Here is an 18,323-nt window from a genome sequence, read left to right on the forward strand (position 1 = left end):
GATGGGAGTCGCTGCCAGAGGCCCAGCACACCGGCACGGGAGCGCAGGCTCCCGCCGGATCATCAGTTCCCCGGAGGGGCCCACGGCCCGTCCCCAGCGAGCTGTCCGACCTGAGGCGGTCAGCGGGAGTGAACACATGCAGAAGCTCGACGAGCTCGACAAGGCTCAGATGCGCGACGATATCCCGGAGTTCCGCTCCGGCGACAACGTCAAGGTCCACGTGAAGGTCGTCGAGGGCAACCGCTCTCGTGTCCAGGTCTTCCAGGGCTACGTCATCGCCCGCCAGGGCGACGGCATCCGCGAGACGTTCCGCGTCCGCAAGGTCTCCTTCGGCGTGGGCGTGGAGCGCGTGTTCCCGGTGCACGCTCCGACCATCGAGAAGATCGAGGTCGTCACCCGCGGCGACGTCCGCCGCGCGAAGCTGTACTACCTGCGCGGCCTCACCGGCAAGAAGGCCCGCATCAAGGAGAAGCGCTTCAACTGATCGCGCGAGGATCCCGGTCCGTGCCGAGCCGCGCATGAGCGAGCTCGAGGATCGACCCCGACGGCGGCAGCCCCCACTGGTGGCTGCCGCCGTTCTCGTCGTGCTGCTGCTGGTGGCGGCGTTCACGATCCGTCACCTCGTGGTCGAGCCCTTCGAGGTGCCCTCGGCGTCGATGGAGCCGACCCTGCGCGCCGGCGACGTGATCCTGGTGGACCGCCAGAGCCGGCGCTCCGCGGAGCGGGGCCAGGTCGTCGTCTTCGACGGCCGGGGCTACTTCGGCGGGCAGGACGGCACGGGCCACTACTGGGTCAAGCGCGTGATCGCCGTCGGCGGGGATCGCGTGACCTGCTGCGACGACGCCGGCGCGATCCTCGTGGACGGCGAGCCGATCGCCGAGCCCTATCTCGCGCCCGGCACCGCGCCCTCGCTCGTCGCCTTCGACCTGGAGGTGCCCGAGGGGCGGATGTTCCTGCTGGGGGACAACCGTGCCGACTCCACCGACTCCCGCAGCCTCCTGGGCGCGCCCGGCGGGGGGATGGTGCCCGTGGATCGGGTGGTCGGTGAGGCGCGTCGCATCGTCTGGCCGCCTCCCAGGAGCGGCGCGCTGTGACGGATAGGATCGGGGCGATGAGCACCTCCACGCCCCCGACCGGCCCGGCCGGCGACCCCGGCACCGGTCCCTCCGGCGCGCGGCGGGATCCTGCCGGCGACAGCTCCGCGGCCGGGGTCGATCCCGAGGCGCAGCACGAGGACGACGGCCCCGCCGACGAGGGCGGTCACGCCGAGGGGCGTCGCGGCCACCGCGGATCCCGCGGCGGCGGCTGGATGGAGTACCTCGTGACGATGGTCGGGGCGCTGATCATCGCGGTGCTCGTGAAGACCTTCCTCATCCAGCCGTTCTACATCCCCTCGGAGTCGATGAACCCGACCCTGCAGGTGGACGACAAGATCATCGTCTCCAAGCTCACCCCCGGCGTGTTCGACCTCGAGCGCGGCGACGTCATCGTCTTCGAGGATCCCGCGAACTGGCTCGAGGGCGACGCCACCGAGAACCCCACCGTGCGCACCCGGATCATGATGGTCCTGAGCGTGGTGGGGCTGGCCCCGGACCCCTCGCAGGACCATCTGGTCAAGCGTCTCATCGGCCTGCCCGGCGACCACGTCGTCTGCAGCGCCTCCGGCGCGGCGGTCCAGGTCAACGGCGTCGAGGTCGACGAGCCCTACATCAACCCCGACGGCGGAGCCTGCCAGCGGCCCTTCGACGTCACCGTGCCCTCCGGCTCGGTGTGGGTGATGGGCGACAACCGTCACGCCTCCGCCGATTCGGCCTGGCACTTCACTCACGGCGAGGAGGCCTTCGTCCCCGTCGAGGATGTGACCGGCAAGGCCGTGTCCGTCTTCTGGCCGGTCCGGAACTGGGCCGGGCTGGGCGACGGCAGCGACGCCTTCGCCGAGGTCCCCGCCGCACCGTGAGCCCCCGCACCGCCGCGGGCCCCGCCGCCCGCCGCCCCGCCGCTCCTCGCACCGCGACGGAGCCCAGCTTCGACGTCGAGCTCGAGGTCGCCCGCGCGATCGGCCCCGACGTGCTCGTGGTCGGCCTCGACGAGGTGGGCCGCGGCGCCCTGGCCGGCCCGGTCACCGTGGGCGCCTGCGCCGTCCGCGTGCTCGAGGGACAGGTCGTCACCGCCCTGCCCGAGGGCGTGCGCGACTCCAAGGCCCTCACCGCGCGCCGGCGCGAGGCGCTGGTCGCGCCGATCGCCGTCGCCGCCGCGGCGACGGGGATCGGCTGGGTGCCGGCGCAGGAGATCGACCGGATCGGCATCTCCGCCGCCCTCACCGAGGCCGCCCTGCGGGCCCTCGAGGACCTGCGCACCCCCGAGGGCGACGGCGTCCTGCCCGACGCCGTGATCATCGACGGCTCCGTCGACGTCCTCAGCGGCGCCCTGCGCGGCCGCGGACTGCCGCCGGTGCCGGTGACCGTGCGGGTCAAGGCCGACCGGGACTGCCGCAGCGTGGCCGCCGCGAGCGTGCTGGCGAAGGTCGCCCGCGACGCGCGGATGACGCAGCTGCATGCGAGCGCCCCGCAGTATGCGTGGGACTCCAACAAGGGATACGGTGCGGCTGTGCACCGCGACGCGATCACGGAGCACGGAATCCATGCCGAGCATCGCGCGTCGTGGAACCTGACGGGCACGCCGAGCGCCGGCGTGCTGTGGGAGATCGACCCGCGCCGCAGCATCCCCGCGGAGCAGGAGGGACACCGGTGAACACGCAGGATCTCGAGAACTACGAGTCCGACCTCGAACTGCAGCTCTTCCGCGAGTACCGCGACGTGGTGAGCCTGTTCACCTATGTCGTCGAGACCGAGCGGCGCTTCTACCTCGCCAACCAGGTGGACCTGCAGGTCCGCTCCGCGGGCGGGGAGGTCTTCTACGAGCTGACCCTCGCCGACGTGTGGGTGTGGGACATCTACCGCTCGAGCCGCTTCGTGCGCTCGGTGCGGGTGGTGACGTTCAAGGACGTCAACATCGAGGAGATCGCGAAGCCGGACATCTCGCTGCCCTGATCCCGGCGGCGGCGGGTCCGGCTGGTCCTCCCCACCGGGCGCCCATCCACAGTCGGCCGCGGACGGATGCGCGGCGGCGCCCCGCGCACGACGCTGAGGCGCATGAACAGCGCCGCCGCGGCCCCGCCGCATCTCATCCCCGTCCCGCCGGGCGTCCGCATCGCCCGCCTGAGCACCCTCGAGCTCGGCCGCCTCGGCGAGGATCTCGCCGCTGACCACCTCGCCCGGGCCGGGTGGCAGGTGATCGACCGCAATGTCCGGGTGGGTCGCGGGGAGCTGGACATCATCGCGCTGGAGGGCACCACTCTCGTCTTCGCGGAGGTGAAGACGCGCCGCACCCTCCTGACCGGGGTGCCGCAGGCCGCAGTCACCCCGGAGAAGGTGCGCCGGCTGCGGCGCCTGGCGGGGGAGTACCTCCTGCACAGCTCCCCGCCGCACCGCGATCTGCGCATCGACGTCCTCGCCGTGTTCGCCGCGCAGGACGTCTGCTCTCTGGAGCACCTGCGGGCGGTGGCCTGATGCCCGTCGCACGGACGCTCGCCGTCGCCCTCACCGGCCTCGAGGGCACCGTCGTGGAGGTCGAGGCCGATGTCGCCGCCGGGCTGCCGGCCTTCCACCTCGTCGGCCTCCCCGACTCCTCCATGCTCCAGGCCCGGGAGCGCGTGCGCGCCGCGGCCGCCCAGATCGGGGCCGGCATCGCCCAGCGCCGCATCGCGGTCAACATGCAGCCGGCCTGGCTCCCGAAGCACGGCTCGGGCTTCGACCTGGCGATCGCGATCGCCGTCCTCGCCGCCCAGGGGGACCTCGAGGCGGAGGACATCGCCGGGGTCGTCCATCTCGGCGAGCTGGGTCTGGACGGGCGGATCCGTCCCGTCCCCGGGACCCTGCCGGCGCTGCTGGCGGCCCGCCGGGCCGGGGTGGGCCGGGCGGTCGTGCCCGCGGCCGATGCCGATGAGGCGCGCCTGGTCGAGGGCATCGGCGTGGTCCCGGCGGAGGATCTGTGCGAGGTGCTCCGCCATCACGGCTCGCGCGCCGAGGTGCACCCGCCCGCCCCGCAGCAGTCGCTGCCCGCCGCGGCCCGGGCCCCGGACCCGGAGCGGAGGGAGCGGCTCGACTTCTGCGACGTCCTCGGGCAGCTGCAGGCGCGGCGCGCCGCCGAGGTCGCCGCCGCGGGAGGCCACCACCTGCTGCTGGCCGGGCCGCCGGGCGCCGGCAAGACGATGATCGCGGCGCGGATCCCCGGGATCCTCCCTCCGCTGGGGAACCGGGACGCGCTCGACGTCAGCGCGATCCACTCCCTCAGCGGCGGCTTCGACGCCCGCGCCGGGCTGATCACGGATCCGCCCTTCGAGGCTCCGCACCACACGGCGACCACCGCCTCCGTGGTCGGCGGCGGACCGGGGCTGGCCCGGCCCGGCGCGATCTCCCGCGCCCACGCCGGGGTGCTGTTCCTCGACGAGGCGCCCGAGTTCCCCTCCCGGGTGCTGGAGGCGCTGCGCGAGCCGCTGGAGACGGGCGACGTCACCCTGCACCGTGCCCGCGGCATCACCCGCTATCCCGCCCGGTTCCAGCTGGTCATGGCCGCGAACCCCTGCCCCTGCGGTCATGCGTGGGGGCGCGGGGACCGGTGCACGTGCACACCCCTGCAACGGCGGCGCTACCTGGCACGCCTGTCGGGGCCGGTGCTGGACCGCATCGACATGCGGGTCGAGGTAGGACCCGTGGACCTGCGCCGCGTCGACGCGGCAGGCGAGCCCAGCGCGGCGATCGCGCGGCGCGTCCGCGCGGCCCGCGAGCGCCAGCGCCGGCGCTTCGCCGCCCTGCCCTGGACGACGAACTCCCAGATCCCCGGCAGCGCCCTGCGCGGGGACCTCGCCCCCGAACGGGGCGGCCGGCGGATGCTCGAGGAGGCCGTGGACCAGGGGCGTCTGACCCTGCGCGGCCACGACCGCGTGCTGCGCGTGGCATGGACCCTCGCCGATCTCGACGGGGCGGAGATCCCGGACGGCGACCACATCGGAACTGCGCTCTCCCTGCGCGGGAAGGACCGCACATGAACCCCGACGACCTCCTGGCCCGGGTCACCTGGTCGCTCATCGCCGAACCCTCCGACATCATCGCGATGACGGCCCGCGACGAGCTGGGGCCCGTCGACGCCCTCGCGCTGGCGCGGGAGGCGAGCGCCGCCGAGACGCATGCCATCCTCGGCGATCCGCCGGCGGATCCCGCGGCCGACGGCGGCAGCAGGAACCCCCGGCGACGCATCGAGCAGGCCCTCGCCCGCTGGAGGGCGCGGCTGCGGGTGGTCGATCCGGCGCAGCACCTCGAGCTGGCCGGCCGCCGCGGCATCCGCGTGCTCGTGCCCGAGGCCCCGCAGTGGCCGCACGTCCTGGCCGACCTCCGCAGCGCCGTCCCGCCCTGCCTGTGGGCGCTGGGCGAGGGCGACGTGGACCTCTCCGCGCGCCGCGGCTCCGTCGCGCTCGTCGGGTCGCGCGCCTCCACCCCCTACGGGGAGGATGCGGCCGGCACCATGGCGGCCGCGCTGGCCTCGCGGGACATCGCGGTGATCAGCGGCGGTGCCTACGGGATCGACGCCGCCGCGCACCGCGGCGCCCTGGCCGCGGACGGCGCCCCGACCATCGCCGTCCTCGCCGGCGGCCTGGACTCCCTCTACCCGCGCGGGAACACGCGGCTGCTGGAGACGATCCGCGAACGCAGCGTCCTGGTCAGCGAGGCGCCGATGGGCACCGCCCCGACCCGCTGGCGGTTCCTCGCCCGGAACCGCCTGATCGCAGCGCTCGCCCAGGTGACCGTCGTGGTGGAGGCATCCTGGCGCTCGGGCGCCCTGTCCACGGCGCGCCGGGCCGATGACCTCTCCCGAGAGGTCGCGGCCGTTCCGGGGCCGGTCACCTCGGCGGCCTCCGCGGGGTGCCACCGACTGATCCGCGAGCGCGGCGCCGTCCTGGTCACCGAGGCCGCCGAGGTCATGGAACTGCTGCCGGGCGCGGCACCCGCCGGGGACTCCTCGCACGCCGTGCAGGACGAGCTGGACCTGTTCAGCCCCGCCGACCGGCGCGTGCTCGACGCCGTGCCCCCGCGCTCCGCGGCGACCCTCGCCGCGCTCGCCGATTCCGTCGGGCGCACCCCCGAGGAGGTGCTGGCCGCCGTGGGCCGGCTCGAGCTGTTCGGCGCGGTGCGGATGGACGGGGACCTGGTGCGCCGGGCGCGCCGCTGACCCGCGCGCGCCGCTGACCCCGCGAGCGCCGCTGACCCGCGAGCGCCGTCGACGCCGCGCGGGCCGCTGGCGCCTCGAGCAGCCGGCGGCCCGGGGGCGCGCCGCCGTGCGCGGGGCGGCGGGCCTGTCACACTGGGGGGATGGATGCGGAGGAGCAGGACGAGGCCGTGGTGGACGCCTACGCGGCGCATCTGCGCCTCGAACGCGGCCGCTCCGAGCACACCGTGCGCGGGTACGTGCGCGAGGCCCGCGGCATCCTCGAGCACCTGCGCAGGGTCGAGCGGATCGAGCTGGCCGAGCTCGACGTCGCCGCACTGCGGTCCTGGCTCGGGACGCGGGCGGAGTCGGGGGCGAGCTCGGCGACGCTCGCCCGGTCCGCCGCGGCGGCGCGCACCTTCTCGACCTGGCTCGCCGCCACCGGACGGGTGCCCCACGACGTCGGCCACCGGCTCAAGGCGCCGCGCCGCGGTCGCCACCTCCCGACCGTCCTGACCGGGTCCCAGGCCCTCGACCTCGTCTCCGCCGCAGGACCGGCCCAGGCCGATCCGCCGCCCTCGTCGACCTCGTCGCCCGACGGCGCGCCTCCGGCGCGGGACGGCGGCACGGATCCCGACGCGGCGGCACGGCAGCGTGCGGTCGACCTGCGGGACACGGCGATCCTCGAGCTGCTGTACTCCTCGGGGCTGCGGGTCTCCGAGCTGGTCGGCCTGGACACTGGGGACCTGGATCGGCGCCGGCGGACCGTCCGGGTGATCGGCAAGGGGGACAAGGAGCGCATCGTCCCCGTCGGCATCCCGGCGCTCGCCGCGATCCAGGCCTGGGAGCAGGACGGTCGGCCCGTCCTCGGCGCGGGCGCCGCGCCGTGGGAGGCGGACGCGCTGTTCCTCGGGGTGCGGGGGCGGCGCATCGGCGATCGGGCGGTGCGCACGCTCGTGGACCGGCTCGCGCGCAGCGCCGGGATCTCGCGCCACGTCACCCCGCACACCCTGCGCCACACCGCGGCGACCCACCTCGTCGAGGGCGGCGCGGATCTGCGCAGCGTGCAGGACTTCTTGGGCCATTCCTCCCTCGCGACGACGCAGATCTATACCCACGTCAGCGCCGAGAGGCTGCGCCGCACGATCGACCAGGCCCACCCCCGCGCCTGAGGCCTCGCCTGAGGCTGCGCCGCGCCGCGCAGCGCAGCCTTGCGCGCCGACCGCCCAGCCTCGCGCCGCGGCGCCGGCGCACGGGGCAGCGCACCGGGGCGCCGGAGCATCGGCCAGCGCGTCGCGAGGCCCGACCTCAATGCAGGATCGGGCACGGCGCACGCGGCGCGCAGCGGGGAGACCGGGCCTCTGCGGGAGGCGCCGCCTGCGCGCCCCGAGCCCCGCTGCGGGGGACGCCTCCGGGACCGGCCCGGGAACCGCCGAGGGCATCGGCCCCGGAGCCCGCCCCCTCCAGCGGCTGCAGCACGCTCGGTCCGCGCTCGCCGAGCAGCATCAGCGGGTCCAGGTAGTCCTCGCCGCGCCGGGCGCCGAGGTGCAGGCACGGACCGGTGGGACAGTGCGTGCCCTCCGCCCACAGAGCGCCGACCACGCTCCCGGCCGTGACCGGATCGCCCTCGGCCACGCTCGCCACCACCGGCTCGTAGGTCGAGACGAGACCGTCGCCGTGGAGGATCGAGAGCACCGGGCGCCCCGCGACCATGCCGGCGAAGCGCACCGTCCCGTCCTCCACGGCGCGCACGGTCCCGTCCGCGCCGGAGATGTCGATCCCGCGGTGCCCCGCCGCATAGCGATGCGCGGGCGCCTCGAAGGGGCGCACCACCGGGTGCGGCGGGGCGACGGGCCACAGCCATCGGCCCGATCCCTCGCCGTGCGCCGGGGCCGCGGGGAGCACGAGCACCGCCAGCAGCAGGGCGAGGAGGGCGAGGAGGTGCAGGGGCCCGCGTGCGCCGGGCACCCGCCCGGCCGGCATGATCCTGGTCATGACCGCAGGATCCTCCGGGGCGCCGGCACGGGCCAGGCCCGGACGGGGACTGGGGACGCCCGGCGCCTGGGGAGGAGGAGCGGCCCCGGCGCGGGAGCGGGCGGGCAACAGGAGCCGGTGCGGGAGGACGTGACCGATCGCGCCCCCGGGAGGGCGTGCCCGGCCCGGGCCATCGGATAGACTCGCCGTGGCATCCGGTCCGTCCGGATGACTTCGCGTGCCCATCAGGGACGCCCGGACCATCGGTCCCCTCGCGGGGCGGTCCGGGACCTGGGCACCAGGCTCCGCATCATCCCGGTGCGGGGGACAACCGAGAACAAGGCCCGGCGCCACGACCGTGGACGCCCTTCGGGTGCGCCGCGTGAGCCCCGGGTCGGAAGACAGGACATCATGGCAGTCGTCACTATGCGCCAGCTCCTCGAGAGCGGCGTCCACTTCGGACACCAGACCCGCCGCTGGAACCCGAAGATGAAGCGCTTCATCTTCACCGAGCGCAACGGCATCTACATCGTCGACCTGATGCAGACGCTCACCTACATCGACAAGGCGTACGAGTTCGTCAAGCAGACGGTCTCGCACGGCGGCACGATCCTCTTCGTCGGCACCAAGAAGCAGGCGCAGGAGTCCATCCGCGAGCAGGCGACCCGCGTGGGCATGCCCTTCGTGAACCAGCGCTGGCTGGGCGGCATGCTCACCAACCTGCAGACGGTCTCCGCGCGCGTGAACCGCCTCAAGGAGCTCGAGCAGATCGACTTCGACGATGTGGCCTCCTCCGGCCGCACCAAGAAGGAGCTGCTGATGATGCGCCGCGAGAAGGACAAGCTGGAGAAGACCCTCGGCGGCATCCGCGACATGGCCCGCACCCCCTCGGCCGTGTGGATCGTGGACACCAACAAGGAGCACCTCGCCGTCGACGAGGCGCAGAAGCTCAACATCCCCGTCGTCGCGATCCTGGACACCAACTGCGATCCCGACGAGGTCACCTACCCGATCCCGGGCAACGACGACGCGATCCGCTCCGTCACCCTCCTGACCCGCGTGGTGGCCGACGCCGTCGCCGCGGGCCTGCAGGAGCGTCACCAGAAGAACACCCAGGGCGAGAAGAACGTCTCGGCCGTCGAGGCCGAGCCGCTGGCCGAGTGGGAGCAGGAGCTGCTCAAGCAGTCCGAGGTCCAGCAGTCCGACGCCCCGGCCGAGGAGACCCCCCTCCAGGCCGAGGGCGCCGAGGCCGTCGAGGGCGCGGAGTCCACCGAGGCCCCCGCCGAGGCGCCCCAGGACGCCGAGGCCGCCAAGGCCGAGTGATCATCGTTCCGGGGAGGCGGATCCGCCTCCCCGGAACTGTGACCAGCCCCGTCACCCATCGACATTCCCCACCATCCCTAGGGAGAGACATATGGCGAACTACACCGCTGCTGACATCAAGGAGATCCGCGAGGCCACCGGCGCCGGCATGCTCGACGTCAAGAAGGCGCTCGACGAGGCCGACGGCGACAAGGCGAAGGCCGTCGAGCTGATCCGCGTCAAGGGCCTCAAGGGCATCGCCAAGCGCGAGGGCCGCAGCGCCTCCGAGGGTCTCGTGGCCTTCGACGTGCGCGACGTCGAGGGCGGCCAGCAGGGCACCCTCGTCGAGCTGAACTCCGAGACCGACTTCGTCGCCAAGAACGACAAGTTCGTCGCCCTGGGCGACGAGGCCGTGGCCGCCGCCGTCGAGTCCGGCGCGACCGAGCCGGAGCAGCTCGCCGACACCCCCTTCGGCGAGGCGCTCACCAACGCGGGCGCCACCATGGGCGAGAAGATCCTGGTCCGCCGCATCGGCCGGGTGCAGGGCGAGGTCGTCACCGCCTACATGCACCGCACCAACAAGGACCTCCCCCCGCAGGTGGGCGTCCTCGTGGCCACCGACGCCGCCGGCGCCGAGGTGGCGCGCGACGTGGCGATGCACATCGCCGCGTACTCGCCGCTGTACCTCACCCGTGACGAGGTCCCGGCCGACCAGGTCGAGAACGAGCGTCGCATCGCCGAGGAGACCGCGAAGAACGAGGGCAAGCCCGAGAAGGCTCTCCCGAAGATCGTCGAGGGTCGCCTCAACGGCTTCTTCAAGGAGAACGTCCTGCTCGAGCAGGCCTTCGCCAAGGACGCCAAGCAGACCGTCGGCAAGGTCCTCGAGGCCGCCGGCGGCACCGTCACCGGATTCGTCCGCTTCCGCGTCGGCAACTGACCGACGCATCGCAGCACCCGAGCAGGGCGGTCGCGCCATCGGCCCGGAGAACCTCTCCCGGCCCGGCGTGATCGCCCTCTCCAACCCGCGCCCCCGCACTCTCGGTGCGGGGGCGCGCCGGTAGCATCACCGGTGACCCTCAGCGGAAGGACCCCCGAATGACCCAGACGTACACCTCCCCGATCCCCGTCCTCCCCAAGAAGGGCGACGGCCGGCGCGTGCTGCTCAAGCTCTCCGGAGAGGCGTTCGGCGGCGGGGCCGTGGGCGTGGATCCCGATGTCGTCTCCCGCGTCGCCGCGGAGATCGCCGAGGGCGTCGCCCAGGGGATCGAGTGCGCCATCGTCGTGGGCGGCGGGAACTTCTTCCGCGGCGCCGAGCTCTCCCAGCGCGGCATGGACCGCCGCCGCGCCGACTACATGGGCATGCTCGGCACCGTCATGAACTGCCTGGCCCTGCAGGACTTCCTCGAGCAGAAGGGCGTCTCCACCCGCGTGCAGACCGCCATCACCATGGGCCAGGTCGCCGAGCCCTACCTGCCGCTGCGGGCCGTGCGCCACCTCGAGAAGGGCCGCGTGGTCATCTTCGGCGCCGGCGCCGGCATGCCGTACTTCTCCACCGACACGGTGGCCGTGCAGCGCGCCCTGGAGATCGGCTGCGACGAGGTGCTGATGGCCAAGAACGGGGTGGACGGCGTGTACACCGCCGATCCCCGCTCGAACCCCGACGCCGAGAAGCTCGAGCACATCACCTACGACGAGGCCCTGAAGAAGGGGCTCAAGGTCGTCGACGCGACCGCCTTCAGCCTGTGCATGGACAACGCGCAGCAGATGATGGTGTTCGGCCTGGACGAGTCCGGCAACATCACCCGCGCCATGAAGGGCGACCGGATCGGCACCGTCGTCACCGGCAGCTGAGCCCCGGCGCCGGCCGCTGCGGCGACCGGCGCCCGACCGCCCCGCCCCGCCGAGGTCCCTGACCTGTGCGCCGCGGTGGGGGAGAATGTCCCGTGAGATCCGCTAGAACCAAGAGGAGCACATCGTGAGCGACGACGTCGCCGGCATCCTGAAGGACGCCGAAGCCAAGATGACCAAGTCCGTCGAGGTGACCAAGGAGGACTTCTCCGCGATCCGCACCGGGCGGGCCAACGCGGCGATGTTCCAGGGCATCGAGGTCGAGTACTACGGCGCCCCGACCCCCCTGAACCAGCTCGCCTCGCTGCAGTTCCCCGAGGCCCGCACCGTGATCGTGACCCCGTACGACAAGACGGCGATGCCCGCCGTCGAGTCCGCGCTGCGCGAGTCCGATCTCGGCGTCAACCCGACCAACAACGGCGACAACCTCCGCGTGGTCCTGCCCGCCCTCACCGAGGAGCGGCGCAAGGAGTACGTCAAGCTCGCCAAGAACAAGGCCGAGGACGGCAAGGTCGCCGTGCGCGGCACGCGCGGCAACGCGAAGAAGGCCATCGAGAAGCTGGTCAAGGACAAGGAGATCGGCGAGGACGAGGGCACCCGTGCCGAGAAGGAGCTCGAGGTCCTCACCAAGAAGTACATCGAGCTGGTCGACGTCGCCCTCTCCGCGAAGGAGACGGAGCTGGCCACGGTCTGAGACCGAGCAGAGCCGGCCGCTCCCGTGACCTCCCCGACCCCGCCGCAGCCCGGCGGCCCGCAGACCGCCTCGGCACCCGCCGAGGCGGTCGTCGGCGTCCCCGGGCGCCCCGACCGTCACGGTGCGCGCACGGGCGGGATCCGGCACAGCGCGGTCCTCGCCCGCGCCCAGGAGGCCGATGCCCGCTCGCGCGTGCAGAAGGCCGCCGAGGCGCGCTCGGCCGGCGGGGACGGGGCGGAGAGCCACGGCGCCCGTCGGGGTCCGGGGCGCAACCTCCCGGCGGCGATCGGGGTCGGTCTCGGTCTCGGCGCGGTCGTCCTGGGCACGCTGTTCCTGCTGCCTGCGGCCCTTCCCGCAGTGGTGGCCGTCGGCATCGTGCTGGGGGTGCTCGAGCTGACCCGCGCCCTGGGCCAGGGCGGTCTGCAGGTCCCGGCGATGCCCGTCCTCGTCGGCGGCATCGGCATGGTCGTCTCGACCGTCGTGTTCGGGGTGGACGGTCTGATCGTGGCGACCGCCGTCGCGATCTGCGTGCTCATCGTCTGGCGGGTCTCGGAGTCCCTCGGCCTGCCGGCGCTGCGCGACGTGTGCGCGGGCGTGCTCACGATCGCGTGGATCCCCTTCCTCGGCTGCTTCCTGCTGCTCCTGCACGACCGTCCCGCCGGCGCCTTCGCCGTGCTGCTGGCGATCGTCGTCCCCGTCGCCAACGACGTGGGGGGCTACGTCGCCGGCGTCCTGTTCGGGGCGCATCCGATGGCCCCGGGGATCAGCCCGAAGAAGAGCTGGGAGGGCTTCGCCGGCTCCCTCGTCATCGGCGTCGCGAGCGCCGTCGGCGTCATGGTCCTCGGGCTGGGGGCGCCCTGGTGGGCGGGGCTGATCCTCGGCGCCGTCATCGTGGTCGTCTCGACCTGCGGGGATCTCGCCGAGTCCCTCATCAAGCGCGACCTGGGCCTCAAGGACATGGGGCACCTGCTGCCCGGGCACGGCGGGGTCCTGGACCGCGTCGACTCCATCCTTCTCGCCGCCCCCTGCACCTACATCCTCCTGGAGATCCTGCTCCCATGAGCGCCACCGGTTCCGACCCCTCCCGCCGCCCCGTCGACCTGCCCGACCTCTCCCGGGAGGCCGTGCCGGGGGAGAAGGTCGCCCTGGCCCCCGGCCAGCTGCAGCTGCGGCCCACCCGCCGCGGCAAGGCCCCCTCGCACCTGGCCGACCTCACCCTCGCGGAGCGGCGCGCCGCCGTGGTGGAGATGGGTCTGCCCGCCTTCCGGGCCAACCAGCTGTCCAAGCACTACTTCGACCACGCGACGACCGATCCGGACGACCTCACGGACATCCCCAAGGATCTGCGCGCCACGCTCGTCGAGCGCTTCTTCCCGCCGCTGCTCGAGCTGGTCTCGATGCAGGCCGCCGACCACGGCGCCACGCAGAAGATGCTCTGGCGCCTGTTCGACGGATCCCTCGTGGAGTCGGTGCTCATGCGCTACACGGGCCGGGTCACGCTGTGCATCTCCTCGGAGGCCGGCTGCGGCATGAACTGCCCGTTCTGCGCGACCGGGCAGATGGGCCTGACCCGCAACCTCTCCGCCGCGGAGATCCTCGAGCAGGTCCGCATCGCCAACGCCAAGCTCGCGGCCGGGGAGGTCCCCGCCCAGGAGGGCGAGAACCCCGTCACCCGCGTGAGCAACATCGTCTTCATGGGCATGGGCGAGCCGCTGGCGAACTACCGCCCCGTGGCGACGGTCTGCAAGCGCCTGAACGCCCCCTCGCCGGAGGGCTTCGGGATGAGCGCGCGCAGCATCACCGTCTCCACCGTCGGCCTGGCCCCGGCGGTCCGCAAGCTCATCAAGGAGGAGATCCCGGTGACGCTCGCGGTCTCCCTCCACGCCCCGGACGACGCCCTGCGCGACGAGCTGGTGCCCATCAACACGCGCTTCGACGTGGACGAGATCCTCTCGGCCGCCCACGAGTACTTCCAGGCCACGGGCCGCCGGGTGAGCATCGAGTACGCGCTGATCCGCGACATCAACGACCAGGCCCATCGGGCGCAGCTGCTCGCGGACCGTCTCATCGCCAAGGGCGGCACCGGCTGGGTGCACGTGAACCCGATCCCGCTGAACCCCGTGAAGGGCTCGAAGTGGACCGCATCGGATCCCTTCGTCGAGAAGCGCTTCGTGGAGACCCTGCGCGCGGCCGGGATCCGCGCCACGATCCGCGACACCCGCGGCTCGGACATCGACGGCGCCTGCGGCCAGCTGGCCGCGGAGGTGCTCGAGTCCGACGCCCATCGCGCGGACCGCGAGGCGCGGGTCGCCCGGGTCGAGGCGATCGCGACCCAGGACTCGTGACCGCGGCCGCCGGCCCGGCCGCGCCCGCCCCGTCCGCGGAGCGGGGCGGCCTCCCAGGAGGACAGTCCCCGGATGGTTACAGTGGTACCCGTTCCGGCATCGAGGAAGGACCACAGGTGAGCACATCCTTCGAGCGCGTCTCGCGCTTCAGCGTGGGCTATGCGACGGCGGAGGTCGACGATTTCCTCTCGCGGGCCCGCAGCGCCTACGAGAGCAAGGACCCCTCGTTCGACGGCTCCGATGTCGCCACGGCGAGCTTCGGCACCGAGCGCGGCGGCTACGACATGCGCACCGTGGACGAGGCGCTGGACCGCCTCTCCGACGCGTTCGCGCTGCAGGCCCGCGACGAGGCGATCGCCCGCGAGGGCGAGGCCGCGTGGATCGCCCAGCTGACCGAGCGCGCCGAGGCCCTCAAGGAGCGTCTCGAGCGCCCGGCCGGGCAGCGCTTCGCCCCGGCCTCCGCGGGCGAGCCCTCCTACGACATGGCCGATGTCGACGCCCTCTGCGACCAGCTGATCGCCTACTTCACCGACGGGCTGCCGATGAGCGTGGACGACGTCCGCCGGGCGGCCTTCCGCCGCCGCAAGGGCCCGGTCGGCTACCAGGAGGCCGTGGTCGACGTGTACCTCGACCATGTCGCGGATGTGATGGCGTCCGTGCCGTGACCCGCGGACCCCGGGCGCCGCGGCCGCCCCGCCGGGCACCCCGCGCATGAGCGTCCTGCTGTTCGTCCTGGGCGTGCTGGCGATCGCCGTGGGGCTGGCGGTGTCCATCGCCCTGCACGAGCTCGGGCACCTGGTCCCTGCGAAGGCCTTCGGCGTGCGCGTGACCCAGTACATGATCGGCTTCGGCCCCACCGTGCTCGCGCGCCGGCGCGGCGAGACGGAGTACGGGATCAAGGCGCTGCCGCTGGGCGGATACATCCGGATGATCGGCATGTACCCGCCGCGCCGCGACGACGCCCCGGGGACCATCCGCGAGCATTCCACCGGGTTCTTCCAGCAGATGTCCGCGGAGGCGAAGGACTGGGAGGCATCCCAGTACGGCCCGGAGGACGCGCAGCGCACCTTCAGCGCGCTCGCGGTGCCCAAGAAGCTCGTCGTCATGCTCGGCGGGCCCGCCATGAACCTGGTGCTGTCGGTGCTGATCCTGGGCGTGCTGGTGTGCGGCATCGGTCTGCCGGGCGTCACCCCGACGGTGAGCACCGTCTCGCAGTGCGTGCTGCCGGCCGATGCGCCGGAGGGCACCAGCTGCGAGGGCATGCCGCCGGCGCCCGCGGCCGCCGCGGGCATCGAGCCCGGGGACGTGCTGCTGAGCATCGATGGTCGGGACATCGACGGCTGGGGCGACGTGACGGCCTCGGTGCGGGCCGCCGGCGACCGCACCGTCGACGTCGTCGTCTCCCGGGACGGCGAGCAGCTGACCCTGCAGGCCACCCCGATCGTCGACGCCCGGCCGGTGCTGGACGCCGACGGCCGCGCCGTGCTCGACGCGGACGGCGAGCTCGTCACCGAGCAGGTGGGATTCCTCGGCGTCGCCGGCACCCCGGACCTGGTGCGGCAGTCGCCCGCCCGGGTCCCCGGCATGGCCTGGGAGGCGTTCACCGGCACCGCCCGGATCGTGATCAGCCTCCCGGTGCGCCTGTGGGAGGTGGGGCAGGCCGCCTTCGGCACCCAGGAGCGCGACCCGAACGGTCCCATCGGCGTGGTGGGCGTGTCCCGCCTCGCGGGGGAGGTCGCCGCCGCCGAGCAGCCCGGCTTCGAGCTGCGGGAGAAGATCGCGACCCTGCTGTCGATGCTCGCCTCGTTGAACATGGCCCTGTTCGTCTTCAACCTGATCCCCCTGATGCCGCTGGACGGCGGCCATGTCCTCGGCGCCCTCGTCGAAGGGGTGCGGCGCGCGTGGGCCCGTCTGCGCGGGCGCCCCGACCCGGGGCCGGTGGACATGTCGCGGCTGCTGCCGCTGACCTATGCGGTCGCCTCGGTGTTCCTGGTGATGACGGTGCTGCTGCTGTATGCGGACATCGTCAAGCCCATCACCCTCTTCCCGTGACCGCAGCCCGCCGGCGCGGACCGCGGCATGCGCCGCCGTGCCCGGGAGCACGGCGCTCCCCGGTCCGTCCCCGATGAGCCGATCGGTGCCACATAATGGGGCGATGACCGCAACCGGCCCTGCGCCCCGGCCGGGCCGTGCGCCCGCCGTGGCCGCGCCCCGCCTCGTGCCCCACGGCGCCGTGCACCGCCGTGCGGGCACGGAGCACGGTGGCTGAGGCCCGCATGTTCCGACGGTCCGAGGCACGGGTGCGACCCGTGCGGCACGACGGCGAGGCCGCGGCGCTGCGCCACGCCCTGCGGGATCCCCTGGTGAACGCCCTGCCCGGGGCGCGGCTGATGGAGCTGCGCGGCACGGCGAGCCTGGCGCACGAGTTCAGCCGGACCGGTCCCGAGGACGCCCCGACCGGGCTGCTGTGGAACGGCGTGAACCTCTCGCCGATGGCGCAGGACGACGCGGTCCTGGACGACCTCGCCGCCTCCGTCGCGACCGGGAGGCGCCGGGCGAGCTCGGTGGTGGGGGAGCGGCGCGCCGTCGAACGGGTCTGGCGCACCCTGGCCCCGCGCTGGGGGCCGATGGTGCGCGAGTACCGGTGGAGCCAGCCGCTGCTGGTGGCGACCGAGGCCCCGGGAGCGCTGCCGGGCGACGGCGGGCTCGCCGTGCGCCCCGCCCGGCCCGAGGACGCCGAGGAGGTGTACCACCACGCCGTGGCGATGTTCCGCGAGGAGGTCGGCACGGATCCCACCGCCTTCGACGGCGGCCGGGCCTACTGGGCGCGCGTGCGCGCGCTCGTCGGCGCAGGGCGCACCTACATCGTCGAGCGCGACGGCGAGATCTGCTTCAAGGCCGACGTCGGGGCGATCTTCGGCCCCGTCGCCCAGATCCACGGGGTGTGGGTGCCGCCGCCGCTGCGCGGCCAGGGCATCGCGCGGCGGGCCATGCGGGAGATGGTCGAGCTGGTCCGCCGGGACCACGCCCCGCAGGTCTCGCTGTACGTCAACGACTTCAACGATCCGGCGCGCCGCGCCTATGCCGCCGCCGGCTTCACCCAGGCCGGCGAGCTCGCCACGATCCTGTTCTGAGCGCCCGGTGCCCGTCGGGCACACGATGGCCGCCGCTCTCCCGGTTCCCGTCGGGCGACCTCCGGCACGGACCTCGGGCTCAGCCCGCTGCCGGCTGCCGGGCGAGGATGCGGAAGGTGTGCCAGTGCTTGGGGCCCGAGAACGCGCGGCCGTCGCGCTCGTCCTCGACCATCGCGACCACCTCGAGCCCGTCCAGCAGCGCGAGGGCCTCCTCCCGGGAGTGGAACGTCCCGTCCCCACCGGCCCAGTCGTCGCGCACGCCGAACAGGTCCACCGCCAGCACGGCTCCGGGCAGCAGGGCCCCGCGGATCGCGGCCCACAGCGCCGCGAAGCGCTGCCGGCGGACGAAGGGCAGCGTCGCGCAGGACAGCAGCAGTTGGCAGGGCTCCAGCGACGGCGGTTCCTCGAGGGACGCGGTGCGATGGCGGATCGGCCAGCGCCCGGCGAGCTCGCGGAGGGCGGGACCGACGCTCGGGTCCGCGTCGAGGCTGTGCACGTGCCAGCCGTGCTCGGCCAGGTGGCGCGTCTCGATGCCGAGGCCGCAGCCCAGCTCGAGGGCGGTGCGCCCTGCACCGGGACCGGCCAGCTGCGTCGCCTGCGTCGCGAGGGGACGCACCGGTCGGCCGCGCTGGGCGGCGTTGTAGGCCCCGAAGTCGCGCTCGGCGGCGCCGGGGAGTCGCAGCGCGCCGTCGGTCATGCGCCCAGCCTACGGCGAGGCGTCGACCGCCCGGGAACGACGAGGCGGGGGCGCCCACCGCCTGGTGG

At 73.9% G+C, this 18,323-nt stretch carries 20 protein-coding genes; 18 read left to right on the forward strand and 2 right to left on the reverse strand.

Annotated elements, in window-relative coordinates:
* Positions 1-136: 136 nt before the first annotated feature.
* From rplS to BF93_RS10405, 9 genes are all read left to right on the forward strand, one after another.
* Entirely contained in the window at positions 137-484 is a 348-nt protein-coding gene (gene rplS, locus BF93_RS10365) for a 50S ribosomal protein L19 (protein ID WP_038372432.1), read from the forward strand.
* Between the two features lie 34 nt (positions 485-518).
* Positions 519-1,094 (forward strand): signal peptidase I, encoded by a 576-nt coding sequence (lepB, locus tag BF93_RS10370; RefSeq protein ID WP_038372434.1) that lies wholly within the window; start codon positions 519-521, stop codon positions 1,092-1,094.
* 17 nt (positions 1,095-1,111) lie between these two features.
* On the forward strand, positions 1,112-1,957 hold the full coding sequence (gene lepB, locus BF93_RS10375; RefSeq protein ID WP_084148452.1) for a signal peptidase I: 846 nt from the start codon (positions 1,112-1,114) through the stop codon (positions 1,955-1,957).
* Positions 1,954-2,751: a ribonuclease HII gene (locus tag BF93_RS10380; protein ID WP_198025405.1), complete on the forward strand. Its 798-nt coding sequence runs from the start codon at positions 1,954-1,956 to the stop codon at positions 2,749-2,751. Before lepB (BF93_RS10375) ends, BF93_RS10380 begins: the two co-directional genes overlap by 4 nt.
* Positions 2,748-3,050, forward strand: coding sequence for a DUF2469 domain-containing protein (locus tag BF93_RS10385; RefSeq protein WP_038372435.1), 303 nt, complete (start codon positions 2,748-2,750; stop codon positions 3,048-3,050). Before BF93_RS10380 ends, BF93_RS10385 begins: the two co-directional genes overlap by 4 nt.
* Before the next feature lie 102 nt (positions 3,051-3,152).
* Positions 3,153-3,569, forward strand: coding sequence for a YraN family protein (locus tag BF93_RS10390; protein WP_084148462.1), 417 nt, complete (start codon positions 3,153-3,155; stop codon positions 3,567-3,569).
* Positions 3,569-5,107, forward strand: coding sequence for a YifB family Mg chelatase-like AAA ATPase (locus BF93_RS10395; protein WP_038372436.1), 1,539 nt, complete (start codon positions 3,569-3,571; stop codon positions 5,105-5,107). The genes BF93_RS10390 and BF93_RS10395 overlap by 1 nt, the downstream gene beginning before the upstream one ends.
* Positions 5,104-6,285, forward strand: coding sequence for a DNA-processing protein DprA (dprA, locus tag BF93_RS10400; protein ID WP_038372438.1), 1,182 nt, complete (start codon positions 5,104-5,106; stop codon positions 6,283-6,285). The genes BF93_RS10395 and dprA overlap by 4 nt, the downstream gene beginning before the upstream one ends.
* Positions 6,286-6,425: 140 nt before the next feature.
* Complete coding sequence (locus BF93_RS10405) at positions 6,426-7,433, forward strand: tyrosine recombinase XerC (RefSeq protein ID WP_038372441.1); 1,008 nt, start codon at positions 6,426-6,428, stop codon at positions 7,431-7,433.
* Positions 7,434-7,569: 136 nt separating this feature from the next.
* On the opposite strand, the gene BF93_RS10410 is transcribed toward BF93_RS10405, so the two are convergent.
* Positions 7,570-8,256, reverse strand: a complete 687-nt coding sequence (locus tag BF93_RS10410; RefSeq protein ID WP_084148453.1) for a M23 family metallopeptidase — start codon at positions 8,254-8,256, stop codon at positions 7,570-7,572.
* 390 nt (positions 8,257-8,646) lie between these two features.
* On the opposite strand from BF93_RS10410, the gene rpsB reads away from it, so the two are divergent.
* The 9 genes from rpsB (at position 8,647) to BF93_RS10455 (ending at position 17,558) form a co-directional block, all read left to right on the forward strand.
* A complete protein-coding gene (gene rpsB, locus BF93_RS10415; RefSeq protein ID WP_038372443.1) occupies positions 8,647-9,558 on the forward strand; it encodes a 30S ribosomal protein S2 in 912 nt (303 codons plus the stop codon).
* A gap of 91 nt (positions 9,559-9,649) precedes the next feature.
* Entirely contained in the window at positions 9,650-10,474 is an 825-nt protein-coding gene (gene tsf, locus BF93_RS10420) for a translation elongation factor Ts (protein ID WP_038372445.1), read from the forward strand.
* Positions 10,475-10,632: 158 nt separating this feature from the next.
* Positions 10,633-11,388, forward strand: a complete 756-nt coding sequence (gene pyrH / locus BF93_RS10425) for a UMP kinase (protein ID WP_038372447.1) — start codon at positions 10,633-10,635, stop codon at positions 11,386-11,388.
* A gap of 124 nt (positions 11,389-11,512) precedes the next feature.
* Positions 11,513-12,079, forward strand: coding sequence for a ribosome recycling factor (gene frr, locus BF93_RS10430; protein WP_038372448.1), 567 nt, complete (start codon positions 11,513-11,515; stop codon positions 12,077-12,079).
* 24 nt (positions 12,080-12,103) lie between these two features.
* Positions 12,104-13,141: a phosphatidate cytidylyltransferase gene (locus tag BF93_RS10435; RefSeq protein WP_232226320.1), complete on the forward strand. Its 1,038-nt coding sequence runs from the start codon at positions 12,104-12,106 to the stop codon at positions 13,139-13,141.
* Positions 13,138-14,424, forward strand: a complete 1,287-nt coding sequence (gene rlmN / locus BF93_RS10440; RefSeq protein ID WP_038372449.1) for a dual-specificity RNA methyltransferase RlmN — start codon at positions 13,138-13,140, stop codon at positions 14,422-14,424. The genes BF93_RS10435 and rlmN overlap by 4 nt, the downstream gene beginning before the upstream one ends.
* A 116-nt stretch (positions 14,425-14,540) precedes the next feature.
* The gene (locus BF93_RS10445; RefSeq protein ID WP_038372450.1) at positions 14,541-15,089 is read left to right on the forward strand and encodes a DivIVA domain-containing protein; all 549 of its coding nucleotides are present in this window, start codon (positions 14,541-14,543) and stop codon (positions 15,087-15,089) included.
* Positions 15,090-15,135: 46 nt separating this feature from the next.
* The gene (locus BF93_RS10450; protein ID WP_038372452.1) at positions 15,136-16,476 is read left to right on the forward strand and encodes a M50 family metallopeptidase; all 1,341 of its coding nucleotides are present in this window, start codon (positions 15,136-15,138) and stop codon (positions 16,474-16,476) included.
* A 224-nt stretch (positions 16,477-16,700) separates the two neighbouring features.
* Complete coding sequence (locus BF93_RS10455) at positions 16,701-17,558, forward strand: GNAT family N-acetyltransferase (RefSeq protein WP_038372453.1); 858 nt, start codon at positions 16,701-16,703, stop codon at positions 17,556-17,558.
* A gap of 79 nt (positions 17,559-17,637) precedes the next feature.
* Here the strand turns inward: BF93_RS10455 and BF93_RS10460 are convergent, their stop codons facing one another.
* On the reverse strand, positions 17,638-18,255 hold the full coding sequence (locus BF93_RS10460; RefSeq protein ID WP_051486825.1) for a class I SAM-dependent methyltransferase: 618 nt from the start codon (positions 18,253-18,255) through the stop codon (positions 17,638-17,640).
* Positions 18,256-18,323 lie beyond the last annotated feature (68 nt).

Source organism: Brachybacterium phenoliresistens (assembly GCF_000576425.1).
Taxonomy (GTDB): Bacteria; Actinomycetota; Actinomycetes; order Actinomycetales; family Dermabacteraceae; genus Brachybacterium; species Brachybacterium phenoliresistens.

Coding starts and splice junctions, on each gene's coding strand:
- BF93_RS10390 (WP_084148462.1), top strand. CDS start 3,153: ATGAACAGCGCCGCCGCGGCCCCGCCGCATCTCATCCCCGTCCCGCCG.
- lepB (WP_084148452.1), top strand. CDS start 1,112: ATGAGCACCTCCACGCCCCCGACCGGCCCGGCCGGCGACCCCGGCACC.
- BF93_RS10450 (WP_038372452.1), top strand. CDS start 15,136: ATGAGCGTCCTGCTGTTCGTCCTGGGCGTGCTGGCGATCGCCGTGGGG.
- rplS (WP_038372432.1), top strand. CDS start 137: ATGCAGAAGCTCGACGAGCTCGACAAGGCTCAGATGCGCGACGATATC.
- BF93_RS10460 (WP_051486825.1), bottom strand. CDS start 18,255: ATGACCGACGGCGCGCTGCGACTCCCCGGCGCCGCCGAGCGCGACTTC.
- BF93_RS10395 (WP_038372436.1), top strand. CDS start 3,569: ATGCCCGTCGCACGGACGCTCGCCGTCGCCCTCACCGGCCTCGAGGGC.
- tsf (WP_038372445.1), top strand. CDS start 9,650: ATGGCGAACTACACCGCTGCTGACATCAAGGAGATCCGCGAGGCCACC.
- pyrH (WP_038372447.1), top strand. CDS start 10,633: ATGACCCAGACGTACACCTCCCCGATCCCCGTCCTCCCCAAGAAGGGC.
- rlmN (WP_038372449.1), top strand. CDS start 13,138: ATGAGCGCCACCGGTTCCGACCCCTCCCGCCGCCCCGTCGACCTGCCC.
- rpsB (WP_038372443.1), top strand. CDS start 8,647: ATGGCAGTCGTCACTATGCGCCAGCTCCTCGAGAGCGGCGTCCACTTC.
- BF93_RS10405 (WP_038372441.1), top strand. CDS start 6,426: ATGGATGCGGAGGAGCAGGACGAGGCCGTGGTGGACGCCTACGCGGCG.
- lepB (WP_038372434.1), top strand. CDS start 519: ATGAGCGAGCTCGAGGATCGACCCCGACGGCGGCAGCCCCCACTGGTG.
- BF93_RS10410 (WP_084148453.1), bottom strand. CDS start 8,256: ATGACCAGGATCATGCCGGCCGGGCGGGTGCCCGGCGCACGCGGGCCC.
- BF93_RS10455 (WP_038372453.1), top strand. CDS start 16,701: ATGTTCCGACGGTCCGAGGCACGGGTGCGACCCGTGCGGCACGACGGC.
- dprA (WP_038372438.1), top strand. CDS start 5,104: ATGAACCCCGACGACCTCCTGGCCCGGGTCACCTGGTCGCTCATCGCC.